This is a genomic window from Pseudomonas poae (genome assembly GCF_001439785.1).
In the GTDB taxonomy this organism is placed as follows: Bacteria; Pseudomonadota; Gammaproteobacteria; order Pseudomonadales; family Pseudomonadaceae; genus Aquipseudomonas; species Aquipseudomonas poae.
Window position 1 is genome coordinate 1 of the sequence record NZ_JYLI01000008.1, and the last position, 11,764, is coordinate 11,764.

The 11,764-nt window shown below is 56.1% G+C and carries 9 protein-coding genes; 5 read left to right on the forward strand and 4 right to left on the reverse strand.

The window, feature by feature from the left end; all coding sequences use genetic code 11:
* Positions 1-506: 506 nt before the first annotated feature.
* The 4 genes from gyrB to dnaA are packed head-to-tail and all read right to left on the reverse strand — an operon-like array spanning position 507 to position 6,715.
* The gene (gyrB, locus tag TU75_RS11145; protein WP_060548965.1) at positions 507-2,924 is read right to left on the reverse strand and encodes a DNA topoisomerase (ATP-hydrolyzing) subunit B; all 2,418 of its coding nucleotides are present in this window, start codon (positions 2,922-2,924) and stop codon (positions 507-509) included.
* A 4-nt stretch (positions 2,925-2,928) separates the two neighbouring features.
* Positions 2,929-4,032 carry a DNA replication/repair protein RecF gene (gene recF / locus TU75_RS11150; RefSeq protein WP_060548966.1) on the reverse strand — a complete coding sequence of 368 codons (1,104 nt, stop codon included), beginning with the start codon at positions 4,030-4,032 and terminating at the stop codon, positions 2,929-2,931.
* Between the two features lie 20 nt (positions 4,033-4,052).
* Entirely contained in the window at positions 4,053-5,156 is a 1,104-nt protein-coding gene (dnaN, locus tag TU75_RS11155) for a DNA polymerase III subunit beta (protein WP_003233598.1), read from the reverse strand.
* A gap of 38 nt (positions 5,157-5,194) precedes the next feature.
* Entirely contained in the window at positions 5,195-6,715 is a 1,521-nt protein-coding gene (gene dnaA, locus TU75_RS11160; protein WP_003233596.1) for a chromosomal replication initiator protein DnaA, read from the reverse strand.
* A 585-nt stretch (positions 6,716-7,300) separates the two neighbouring features.
* Here dnaA and rpmH point away from each other — a divergent pair.
* The 5 genes from rpmH (at position 7,301) to mnmE (ending at position 11,226) form a co-directional block, all read left to right on the forward strand.
* Entirely contained in the window at positions 7,301-7,435 is a 135-nt protein-coding gene (gene rpmH, locus TU75_RS26445) for a 50S ribosomal protein L34 (protein ID WP_003213577.1), read from the forward strand.
* Between the two features lie 16 nt (positions 7,436-7,451).
* On the forward strand, positions 7,452-7,853 hold the full coding sequence (gene rnpA / locus TU75_RS26450; protein ID WP_197675632.1) for a ribonuclease P protein component: 402 nt from the start codon (positions 7,452-7,454) through the stop codon (positions 7,851-7,853).
* The gene (gene yidD, locus TU75_RS26455) at positions 7,846-8,091 is read left to right on the forward strand and encodes a membrane protein insertion efficiency factor YidD (RefSeq protein ID WP_003233592.1); all 246 of its coding nucleotides are present in this window, start codon (positions 7,846-7,848) and stop codon (positions 8,089-8,091) included. Before rnpA ends, yidD begins: the two co-directional genes overlap by 8 nt.
* Positions 8,092-8,093: 2 nt before the next feature.
* Positions 8,094-9,776, forward strand: coding sequence for a membrane protein insertase YidC (yidC, locus tag TU75_RS11170; RefSeq protein ID WP_060548967.1), 1,683 nt, complete (start codon positions 8,094-8,096; stop codon positions 9,774-9,776).
* 79 nt (positions 9,777-9,855) lie between these two features.
* Entirely contained in the window at positions 9,856-11,226 is a 1,371-nt protein-coding gene (gene mnmE / locus TU75_RS11175) for a tRNA uridine-5-carboxymethylaminomethyl(34) synthesis GTPase MnmE (protein ID WP_060548968.1), read from the forward strand.
* Positions 11,227-11,764: the final 538 nt, after the last annotated feature.

Consider the following 11,764-nt stretch of genomic DNA (forward strand, 5'->3'; position numbering starts at 1 on the left):
AGCACGAGGTCGGCAGCCTCGCGTTTGAATTCAGGAGTAAAGGAGCGGCGTTGTTTGGTCATCTGACACCTCGATCTGGCGAGCATTCTCGCCTAAATGGGTGTCCGGTTTCATTAGACCACTACATTGCCCACCTACAGTGGGTGGGTGGGTGGGTGGGTGGGGTGTCAGCATTCGGTTTTTTTTATGAATCCGCAAGCGTGTCTCCATAGGCCGCCCATCAGCGGTGATTTTAGGGGTTGATGGGCGATGCTGTTTCGATTGCCATGAATTACCTCGTATCAGATACCCCTTGAATGTCCCAGTTTTTTGCCCTCATAAACACGAGATTCTCCGAACAATCCTTGTAGCTTCGCTACAAGATGCACTCAACAAATACCGCCCAGCCATCCCTAAAGCTCCCAGCCAGAAAGAAAAACCCCGGCGCTAAGCCGGGGTAGTGAAGCTTTTTGTCATGACAATAACCTGCCCGAACATGACAATTAACTTGCCCGTCGACAGCCTGATCAGAAGTCCAGGTTAGAAACCGCCAGTGCATTGCTCTCGATGAAGTCACGACGAGGCTCGACCGCATCACCCATCAGGGTGTTGAAGATCTGATCCGCGCCAATGGCGTCTTCGATGGTCACGCGCAACATGCGACGCTGAGCCGGGTCCATGGTGGTTTCCCACAATTGGTCAGGGTTCATCTCGCCCAGACCTTTATAGCGCTGGATGGTGTGACGCTTGGTGCTTTCAGTCATCAACCAGTCCAGGGCTTCCTTGAACTCCTTGACCGCTTTCTTGCGTTCGCCGCGTTGAATGTACGCACCATCGTCCAGCAGGGTGCTCAGTTGCGCGCCCAGGGTGACTACGGTTTTGTAGTCATTACTGCCGAAGAAGTCGCGGTTGAAGGTGACGTAGTTCGACAGGCCGTGGGAGATCAGTTCCACCTCCGGCAGCCAGACGTTACGTTCACGGTCTTCACGCAAGCTGGCTTTGTACACGAGGCCAGACTTTTCGACGGAGCGCAGACGAACTTCGTACTGTGCCAACCACGCCTGCATGTGCGCGTGGTCACCCAGCTGTTCAAGGCTGATCGATGGCAGGTAGATGAAGTGCTCGGTAAGCTCCTGAGGGTACAGGCGCGACAAGCGCTTGAGCGTCTTCATCACCATGCGGAAGTCGTTAACCAGGCGCTCCAACGACTCGCCCGAGATGCCCGGTGCTTCGTCGTTCAGGTGCAAGCTCGCGTCTTCCAGGGCCGACTGCGTCATGTACTCTTCCATGGCGTCGTCGTCTTTGATGTATTGCTCTTGCTTGCCCTTCTTGACCTTGTACAGCGGCGGCTGAGCGATGTAGATGTAGCCGCGCTCGATCAGCTCAGGCAACTGACGGAAGAAGAAGGTCAGCAACAGGGTACGGATGTGCGAACCGTCGACGTCGGCATCGGTCATGATGATGATGTTGTGATAGCGCAGCTTGTCGATGTTGTATTCGTCGCGACCGATACCACAACCCAACGCCGTGATCAGGGTGCCGACTTCCTGCGAGGAAATCATCTTGTCGAAGCGCGCCTTCTCAACGTTGAGGATCTTGCCCTTCAACGGAAGGATGGCCTGGGTACGACGGTTACGACCCTGCTTGGCGGAACCGCCAGCAGAGTCACCTTCCACCAGATACAGCTCGGAGAGGGCAGGGTCCTTCTCCTGGCAGTCCGCCAGTTTGCCGGGAAGACCGGCGATATCCAGCGCGCCTTTGCGACGGGTCATCTCACGGGCTTTACGCGCCGCTTCACGAGCACGCGCAGCGTCGATCATTTTGCCGACAACCAGCTTGGCTTCGTTCGGATTTTCCAGCAGGAAGTCGGAGAAGTACTTGCCCATCTCCTGTTCCACGGCGGTCTTCACTTCGGAAGACACCAGCTTGTCTTTGGTTTGGGAGCTGAACTTCGGGTCCGGCACTTTTACCGAGATAATTGCGGTCAGGCCTTCGCGCGCGTCGTCACCGGTGGTGGCAACTTTGTGCTTCTTGGCCAAACCTTCAGCTTCGATATAGTTGTTGAGGTTACGCGTGAGTGCGGAACGGAAACCCACGAGGTGAGTACCGCCATCGCGCTGTGGAATGTTATTGGTAAAGCACAACAGGTTCTCGTTGAAGCTGTCGTTCCACTGCAGGGCGATTTCAACGCCGATGCCGTCTTCACGTTGAATGTTGAAGTGAAACACCTGGTTGACCGCAGTCTTGTTGGTGTTCAGGTATTCAACGAATGCACGCAAGCCGCCTTCGTACTTGAACAGCTCTTCCTTGCCGCTGCGCTCGTCCTTGAGGACGATACCTACACCGGAGTTCAGGAAAGACAGTTCACGAATCCGCTTGGCAAGGATGTCCCAGCTGAAATGGATATTTTTGAAGGTTTCATCAGACGGCTTGAAGTGGATCTGCGTGCCCGTGGTTTCACTGTCGCCAACGATTTTCATCGGTTCTTGAGGAACACCATGGACGTAGGTCTGCTCCCAGATCTTGCCGGCACGGCGAACAGTCAGGATCAGTTCTTCGGACAGGGCGTTAACGACCGATACACCCACACCGTGCAAACCGCCTGAAACCTTGTAGGAGTTGTCGTCGAACTTACCGCCGGCGTGCAGCACAGTCATGATGACTTCAGCTGCCGATACGCCTTCTTCTTTGTGAACATCGACCGGAATGCCGCGACCGTTGTCACGCACGGTGATGGATTCGTCCGGGTGGATGATGATGCTGATGTCGTCGCAGTGACCGGCCAGAGCTTCGTCGATGGAGTTGTCGACCACCTCGAACACCATGTGGTGCAAACCGCTGCCATCATCGGTGTCGCCAATGTACATACCGGGACGTTTGCGTACGGCATCCAAACCTTTCAGCACTTTAATGCTGGTCGAGTCGTACGTTCTTTCTTCGCTCATGCCTTCACTCCCGATGGTCGTGGGTCTGGGTGATACGGCCTTGTTCCACGTGGAACAAAGCGACTGGCGTTTCCGTCTGCCAGCCTTCCCTCAATAATTCGTGGTCTACACAGGTGATAAACACCTGGCAGCGTAAGTCTTCCAACAAGCGGCATAGCGCGCGGCGGTGTTGCTCGTCGAGTTCGGACGGCAAGTCATCCACCAGATAAATACACTGCCCGCGTCGGGCTTGGCTGACCAAGTGCCCCTGAGCGATACGCAGTGCGCACACCACCAACTTCTGCTGACCCCGCGACAGGATATCTGCGGCATTATGTGCGCCTAATCTAAGGCGCAAATCAGCGCGTTGCGGGCCGGCCTGGGTATGGCCAATTTGCTGATCACGTTGCAGGGAGGTTGCGAGCACTGCACTCAGCTCGCGCTCTTTGTCCCAACCACGGTAGTAGCTCAGCGTCAGCCCTTCGAGGTCCAGCAACTCACTCAAGGTTTGCTCAAAGACTGGTTTCAAGGCTTTGATATAGGCGCGGCGGTATTCATCGATTTCGTCGCTGGCGAGGCACAGTTCCCGGTCCCAGGCCGCTTGCGAAGCGGCGTCAAGTGTACCATGCCGCAGCCATGAGTTCCGCTGCCGCAGGACCTTCTGCAGGCGCTGCCACGTAGCCATAAACCGTGGTTCCACGTGGAACACTCCCCAGTCGAGGAATTGTCGCCGTATTTTTGGTGCACCTTCCAATAAGCGGAAGCTGTCGGGGTTGATCAATTGCAATGGCAGAATTTCCGCAAGTTGCGCGGCACTGCGTGCATTCTGTCCATCGATACGAATCTGAAAGTCGCCGCCGCGATCACGGGAGATCCCCAAGGCGCTATGTCCACCTTCCGCCAATTCAACCTGGCCAAATACGGTGCACGCCAATTGCTCGTATTGGATCACCGGCAGCAGGCGAGCACTGCGAAAGGATCGAGCAAGCCCCAGCAAGTGAATGGCTTCCAGCACGCTGGTTTTGCCACTGCCGTTGGCGCCATGGAGGATATTGATGCGGGGGGAGGGGGAGAAGGTCACCGGGTGCAGATTGCGCACCGCGGTGACCGAGACGCGACTGAGGGACATCTAGCTTGCGCTGAGCATGATTACAGACGCATCGGCATAACAACGTAAGCCGAGTCGTCGTTATCGGATTCTTGCACCAGGGCGCTGCTGTTGGAGTCAGAAAGAATCAGGCGAACCTGTTCGGTGGTCATCACACCCAGCACGTCCAGCAGGTAGCTCACGTTGAAACCGATCTCGAGCGAACCGCCGTTGTAATCTACGCCCACTTCTTCTTCCGCTTCTTCCTGCTCAGGGTTGTTGGCCTGGATCTTCAATTGACCGTTGGCCAATTGCAGACGGATACCGCGGTACTTCTCGTTCGACAGAATCGCTGTGCGGCTGAATGCTTCACGCAAGGCCTGACGGTCACCGAGCACCAGCTTGTCACCGCCCTTAGGCAGTACACGCTCATAGTCGGGGAACTTGCCGTCGACCAGCTTGGAGGTAAAGGTGAACTCGCCGGTGGTGGCGCGGATGTGGTGCTGACCGAGGACGATGCTGACGTTGCCGTCCGGCTCAGTCAGCAGGCGCGCCAGCTCCAGGATACCTTTACGCGGCACGATCACCTGGTGGCGATCGGGCTGACCGATATCGGCACGCATCGAGCACATTGCCAGACGGTGGCCGTCGGTGGCCACGGCGCGGATGATGCCTTCCGAGACTTCCAGGAGCATGCCGTTGAGGTAGTAACGCACATCCTGCTGAGCCATAGCGAAGCTGGTGCGTTCAATCAAGCGGCGCAGTTTGCTCTGCTCCAGACTGCACGTCAGCGAACCCGGGCCTTCTTCCACGGTGGGGAAGTCATTGGCTGGCAACGTCGACAGGGTGAAGCGGCTGCGACCCGCTTTCACCACCAGCTTCTGCTCATCAACCTTGATGTCGATCAGTGCATCGTTCGGCAGGCTTTTGCAGATGTCCATCAGCTTGCGTGCGGGCACGGTGATCTCGCCAGGTTCGGCAGGCTCTTCAAGCTGCACGCGTCCCACCAGCTCGACTTCCAGGTCAGTACCCGTCAGGGACAGTTGCTGGCCTTCGACCACCAGCAATACATTGGAGAGCACCGGCAAGGTCTGTCGGCGCTCGACGACGCCTGCGACCAGTTGCAGGGGTTTCAACAGGGCTTCGCGTTGAATGGTGAAATGCATGGTCTAGTCCCTTGCCTTAATAAGCTGCGCTGGTGACATCACGTTGTGAGCGTGCGCAGCAGGTTCTTGTAGTCCTCGCGAATATCCGCGTCGGATTCCTTAAGTTCATTGATCTTTCGGCAGGCGTGCAGGACGGTCGTGTGGTCGCGACCGCCAAACACATCACCAATTTCCGGGAGGCTGTGGTTGGTCAACTCCTTGGAGAGGGCCATGGCCACCTGACGCGGGCGCGCCACAGAACGCGAACGTCGCTTGGACAGCAGGTCGGAAATCTTGATCTTGTAGTATTCGGCCACGGTGCGCTGGATGTTATCCACACTCACCAGTTTGTCCTGCAGTGCTAGCAAGTCTTTCAGGGATTCGCGGATCAACTCAATGGTGATGTCGCGGCCCATGAAGTGCGAGTGCGCAATGACTCGCTTAAGCGCGCCTTCGAGCTCACGCACGTTGGAGCGAATACGTTGGGCAATGAAGAACGCCGCGTCGTGGGGCAGATCGACTTTGGCCTGGTCGGCCTTTTTCATCAGGATCGCCACGCGGGTTTCCAATTCCGGCGGCTCAACCGCAACGGTCAGGCCCCAGCCGAAACGCGACTTCAAGCGTTCTTCCAGACCTTCGATCTCTTTCGGATAACGGTCGCTGGTCAGGATAACCTGCTGGCCGCCTTCGAGCAGGGCGTTAAAGGTGTGGAAAAACTCTTCCTGTGAACGTTCCTTGCGCGCGAAAAATTGAATGTCATCGATCAGCAACGCGTCAACGGAGCGATAGAAACGCTTGAACTCGTTGATTGCGTTGAGCTGCAGGGCCTTGACCATATCGGCCACGAAGCGCTCCGAGTGCAGGTACACAACCTTGGCATTCGGGTTCTTCTTTAACAGGTGATTGCCCACTGCATGCATCAAGTGGGTCTTACCCAAGCCAACGCCGCCATACAGGAAGAGCGGGTTGTAGCCGTGCTTGGGATTATCCGCGACCTGCCAGGCGGCCGCGCGGGCCAGTTGGTTGGACTTGCCTTCGACGAAGTTCTCGAAGGTAAAGGTACGGTTGAGGTAACTGGTGTGCTTGAGCGCACCTTCGACCTGCACGGTGCGCTGTTCGGCGCGTACCGGGGCTTGCTGGGACGCGGCGCCGGCCATTGGGTCGAAGCTGTCACGAGACGGCTCTTCATTTACAGGCGCATTTTTCTGCGACGCGGGTTTTGACGACGTCTGAGCAACCGGTGCCTGGGAGTTATTAACAGGAGCGGCCGCAGCCTGAGCCTGCGAGGCGCTCGCCGCAAGCGGAGCATTCGGTGCAGCACGCGCTACGGAGCTGCGTTTGCTGCCTATTAATAAAGAGAGCACGGGCGCGATACCGTTGCCGTGTTCGTCGAGCAGCTCGAGTACGCGGCCCAGGTACTTTTCGTTGACCCAGTCGAGAACAAAACGATTAGGCGCATAGACACGCAACTCGTCGCCTTCGGCTTCGACCTGTAGTGGACGGATCCAGGTGTTGAATTGCTGGGCAGGCAGCTCTTCGCGCAAAAGCTCTACGCACTGCTGCCAAAGTTCCACTGACACGGATATCCCCTAAGTTGAAAGCCGGTGAGGCAAAAACAGCCGCCATTGTAGCGGCCAGCCGCCCACTTATCCACATGTAGGTTGCTCACAGACAACCCAAAATCAACGCCTTATCGGTAAAAAAGACGACAGATGGTCTGTGCATAAGCTCTGTGGATAAGCGCCCCTGAGCCCGTTGTACAAGTGGGGGCGAAAGTCTGTGGGTAACTGGCCTGTGGATAAAAGCGCTTTCCACGCACAGCTTATCCGACAGTGCAGCACAGGAAGGACACCGTTTTCCCCTGTAGTTGTCATCCTCTGTACATCAGGTGAAATATGGCTTTAGGGCACTTATCCACAGACAAGTGCCTGTCTAGCTTTTATAAGCTTTACAGAAAAGCTTTAAATAACTTCCTTCTTTATTTTTATATCTATGCCACTGCCCGTCGACGGCGCTCACACAGAAAAGCCCAAACGGGCTGACGAGATCTAATTAAAGGAAAAGCTGGTTGGAAATTGACCTAGAGCCTTGCTTTCTCTAGAATCGCCGGTCTCTTAAAACGGGGGCCATTCCGGCCCGTTGTGGACGAACCAGGTAACAACGCCATGAAACGTACTTTCCAACCAAGCACCATCAAACGCGCCCGCACTCACGGCTTCCGTGCTCGCATGGCTACCAAGAACGGCCGTGCTGTCCTGTCGCGTCGTCGCGCCAAAGGTCGTGCGCGTCTGGCAGTTTGATAATCCGGTACTGGTGGTGAGTCAGGACTTCAGTCGGGAAAAGCGTCTGCTTACCCCCCGGCACTTCAAGGCAGTCTTTGACTCCCCCACCGGCAAGGTTCCGGGGAAAAATCTCCTGCTCCTTGCGCGTAACAACGATCTTGATCATCCCCGTCTCGGGTTGGTGATCGGCAAGAAGAGCGTAAAGCTCTCCGTTGAGCGCAATCGCCTCAAGCGTCTGATGCGCGAATCGTTTCGCCTCCACCAGGACACTCTGGTTGGTTGGGATATTGTTATCGTCGCGCGCAAAGGCTTGGGGGATGTAGAAAACCCCGAATTGATTCAGCATTTCGGCAAGCTATGGAAGCGTCTGGCGCGTACCCACAAACCAGCACCAGCAGTCGTCGAAACTGTAGGGGTAGACAGCCTTGATGCGTAAACTGGCCATCGTTCCGATCCAGTTTTACCGCTATGCCATTAGTCCTCTGATGGCCAGCCACTGTCGTTTCTACCCCAGTTGTTCCTGCTACGCGTTAGAGGCCATAGAAAATCATGGTCTTCTGCGCGGTGGCTGGCTGACCTTTCGTCGTTTAGGTCGCTGTCATCCGTGGAATGCCGGTGGTTATGACCCGGTTCCACCTATCCCTACCTCCCGTTCTTCTTCGATGGCCGAGTAATCATGGATATTAAACGCACGATCCTGATCGTCGCCCTGGCAATCGTGTCCTACGTCATGGTCCTTAAGTGGAACCAGGACTATGGCCAGGCTGCCCTGCCGACTCAGAATGTTGCTACCAATCAGGCTGCGCCGGCTATTCCGGACACCCCGCTGGGTAACAATGCGTCCGCGAGTGCCGATGTTCCCAGCGCGAATGGCGAGACCGCCGCACCTCTAGAAACGCCAGTGGTCACCAACAAAGACCTCATCCACGTGAAAACGGATGTGCTCGACCTGGCTATCGACCCACAAGGTGGTGATATCGCGCAGTTGAAACTGCCGCTGTATCCACGTCGCCAAGACCATCCGGAAGTGCCGTTCCAACTGTTCGATAACGGTGGTGAACGTACCTATCTGGCACAAAGCGGCCTGACCGGTACCAACGGTCCGGATGCACGTGCTACCGGTCGTCCGGTTTATTCGACCGAACAGAAGAGTTATCAACTGGCCGAGGGCCAGAATCAGTTGAATGTCGATCTGAAATTCAGCCTCGACGGCGTCAACTACATCAAGCGCTTCAGCTTTACCCGCGGTCTGTATGACTTGAAGGTCACTTACCTGATCGACAACGAAAGTGCCAAACCGTGGACCGGCAACCTGTTTGCCCAGCTCAAGCGTGATGGCAGCTCCGATCCTTCTTCCAGCACCGCCACCGGCACCGCGACATACCTGGGCGCAGCCCTGTGGACAAGTGGTGAGCCGTACAAAAAAGTGTCGATGAAAGATATCGACAAGGGCGCGCTGAAAGAAAACGTCCAGGGTGGCTGGGTAGCCTGGCTGCAACACTACTTTGTGACCGCCTGGATCCCGAACAAGGCTGAAGCCAACCTGGTTCAGACGCGCAAGGACAGTCAGGGCAATTACATCATCGGCTTTACCGGCCCGGCGTTGACCGTGGCGCCAGGTGCCAAGGCTGAAACCAGCGCTACCCTGTACGCCGGTCCGAAAAGCCAGGCTGTGCTCAAAGAGTTGTCCCCAGGGCTGGAACTGACGGTGGACTACGGCATCCTGTGGTTCATTGCTCAGCCGATTTTCTGGCTGCTGCAACATATCCACAGCATTGTGGGTAACTGGGGCTTCTCGATCATCTTCCTGACCATGCTGATCAAAGGGATCTTCTTCCCTCTGTCGGCCGCCAGCTACAAGTCGATGGCGCGCATGCGTGCCGTGGCGCCGAAGCTGGCTGCTCTGAAAGAGCAACATGGTGATGACCGGCAGAAAATGTCGCAGGCCATGATGGAGCTGTACAAGAAAGAGAAGATCAACCCGCTGGGTGGATGCTTGCCGATTCTTGTGCAGATGCCAGTATTCCTGTCGCTGTATTGGGTGCTCCTGGAAAGCGTCGAAATGCGTCAGGCGCCGTTCATACTGTGGATAACCGACCTGTCGATCAAAGACCCGTTCTTTATCCTGCCGATCATCATGGGCGCGACCATGTTCATCCAGCAGCGCTTGAACCCGACACCGCCGGACCCGATGCAGGCCAAGGTCATGAAAATGATGCCAATCATCTTCACCTTCTTCTTCCTGTGGTTCCCGGCTGGTCTGGTGCTGTACTGGGTGGTCAACAACGTGTTGTCGATCTCTCAACAGTGGTACATCACACGTAAAATCGAAGCGGCTACCAAAAAAGCCGAAGCGTAATTTACTCTGTGGGTAACCACTCAAGACGCCCCCTAGTGGGGCGTTTTGCTTTCCGTCATTTTTATCCTGGAACCTGCTGATGAGCGCTCCTCGTGAAACCATCGCTGCCGTTGCGACCGCTCAAGGTCGAGGCGGTGTCGGTATCGTTCGAATTTCCGGGCCGCTTGCCGGCAGGGCGGCGCAGCTAATCAGTGGCCGCGAGCTGAAACCGCGCTATGCCCATTACGGTCCGTTTCTTGACGCTGACAAAAGCGTCCTCGATGAAGGCCTGGCGCTCTACTTCCCGGGGCCCAACTCATTCACTGGTGAAGATGTCCTGGAGCTGCAAGGACACGGCGGTCCGGTGGTACTGGATATGCTGCTGCAACGTTGCCTGCAGCTGGGTTGCCGTCTGGCTCGCCCGGGCGAGTTCAGCGAACGTGCATTTCTCAATGACAAGCTTGACCTGGCCCAGGCTGAAGCGATTGCCGACCTGATAGAGGCCAGTTCCGCACAAGCTGCGCGGAACGCCTTGCGCTCGCTGCAGGGCGCTTTCTCCCTGCGTGTGCATAACTTGACCGAGCAACTGATCAGCCTGCGTATCTACGTTGAGGCAGCGATTGATTTTCCTGAAGAAGAAATCGACTTCCTTGCCGACGGCCACGTTCTGGCGATGCTGGATAAAGTGCGTGACGAGTTATCCACAGTATTGCGCGAAGCCGGGCAGGGCGCCTTGCTGCGCGACGGCATGACGGTGGTTATTGCCGGGCGTCCCAATGCCGGTAAGTCGAGCCTGCTCAATGCACTCGCAGGGCGTGAAGCTGCCATCGTCACCGAGATTGCCGGTACTACGCGGGATATCCTGCGCGAACATATCCACATCGATGGGATGCCATTGCATGTGGTGGATACTGCCGGGCTGCGCGACACCGACGACCAGGTGGAAAAGATCGGTGTGGAACGGGCGCTCAAGGCGATCGGCGAAGCGGACCGCGTGTTGCTGGTCGTGGATGCCACCGCACCGGAGGCTGTGGATCCTTTTGCCTTGTGGCCCGAATTCCTCGAGCAACGGCCGGACCCGGCCAAGGTCACCTTGATCCGGAACAAGGCGGATCTCACGGGCGAAGCCATTGCAATGGAGACCAGCGCGGATGGCCGCGTCACCATAAGCTTGAGTGCAAAGTCATCGGGTGCTGGCCTGGAACTGCTGCGTGATCACCTCAAAGCCTGCATGGGCTACGAACAGACCTCGGAAAGCAGCTTCAGCGCGCGCCGCAGGCATCTGGAGGCGCTGCGCCATGCCAGCGCGGCGTTGGAGCACGGCCGGGCACAGCTGACTCTGGCAGGCGCCGGTGAGCTGTTGGCGGAGGACTTGCGTCAAGCGCAGCAGCTGTTGGGTGAGATCACCGGCGCCTTCAGCTCAGATGACTTACTCGGACGGATCTTCTCCAGCTTTTGCATCGGTAAATAAACCGTCCACCGATTCCAGACAGGCCATTCGCGCCTGTCTGCTTCGCTCGTTTCAGAGCACGCCCTATCAAAATCTGAATTTTTTATCGATGAGCACGGCATTTTCGTGGGCGCTATTTGCGCTTCGAGGTGCATTTCTGTGGATTAAGCCCTGTGAATAACCGGCCCTGTGCCCAGTTGATAACAGGGCTCAAAAGCTGATGACAAACTCCTCTGTGGATAACCAACTGTTTAATCCACAGGCTTAGCGCAGTTATCCAAGGGCCTCATTGGCACATGACCACAGACTTTTGAATCGCTGTACACATTGTAAATAGAGGTCTGTAGCGATCTATCCACAGAAAACAGGCTCAGTAGAAATAAACATAAAAACAAAGATTTAATAAATTTCTCTCTTTTAATTTCTATTGTCCGTGATTCATCCACAGCTGGTTAAATTTTGTGCAAAGGGTTCTTTAGGGAAGGCTAAGTCCCTATACTTGCCGCCAAGCTCGAAAACTCTTTTAACCAACAATTCCTGATTACCTACATAAGCAGGC

Bases quoted from the DNA above. Each gene is read 5' to 3' on its own strand.
- gyrB (WP_060548965.1), bottom strand. From the start codon at position 2,924: ATGAGCGAAGAAAGAACGTACGACTCGACCAGCATTAAAGTGCTGAAA.
- recF (WP_060548966.1), bottom strand. From the start codon at position 4,032: ATGTCCCTCAGTCGCGTCTCGGTCACCGCGGTGCGCAATCTGCACCCG.
- dnaN (WP_003233598.1), bottom strand. From the start codon at position 5,156: ATGCATTTCACCATTCAACGCGAAGCCCTGTTGAAACCCCTGCAACTG.
- rpmH (WP_003213577.1), top strand. From the start codon at position 7,301: ATGAAACGTACTTTCCAACCAAGCACCATCAAACGCGCCCGCACTCAC.
- yidD (WP_003233592.1), top strand. From the start codon at position 7,846: ATGCGTAAACTGGCCATCGTTCCGATCCAGTTTTACCGCTATGCCATT.
- yidC (WP_060548967.1), top strand. From the start codon at position 8,094: ATGGATATTAAACGCACGATCCTGATCGTCGCCCTGGCAATCGTGTCC.
- mnmE (WP_060548968.1), top strand. From the start codon at position 9,856: ATGAGCGCTCCTCGTGAAACCATCGCTGCCGTTGCGACCGCTCAAGGT.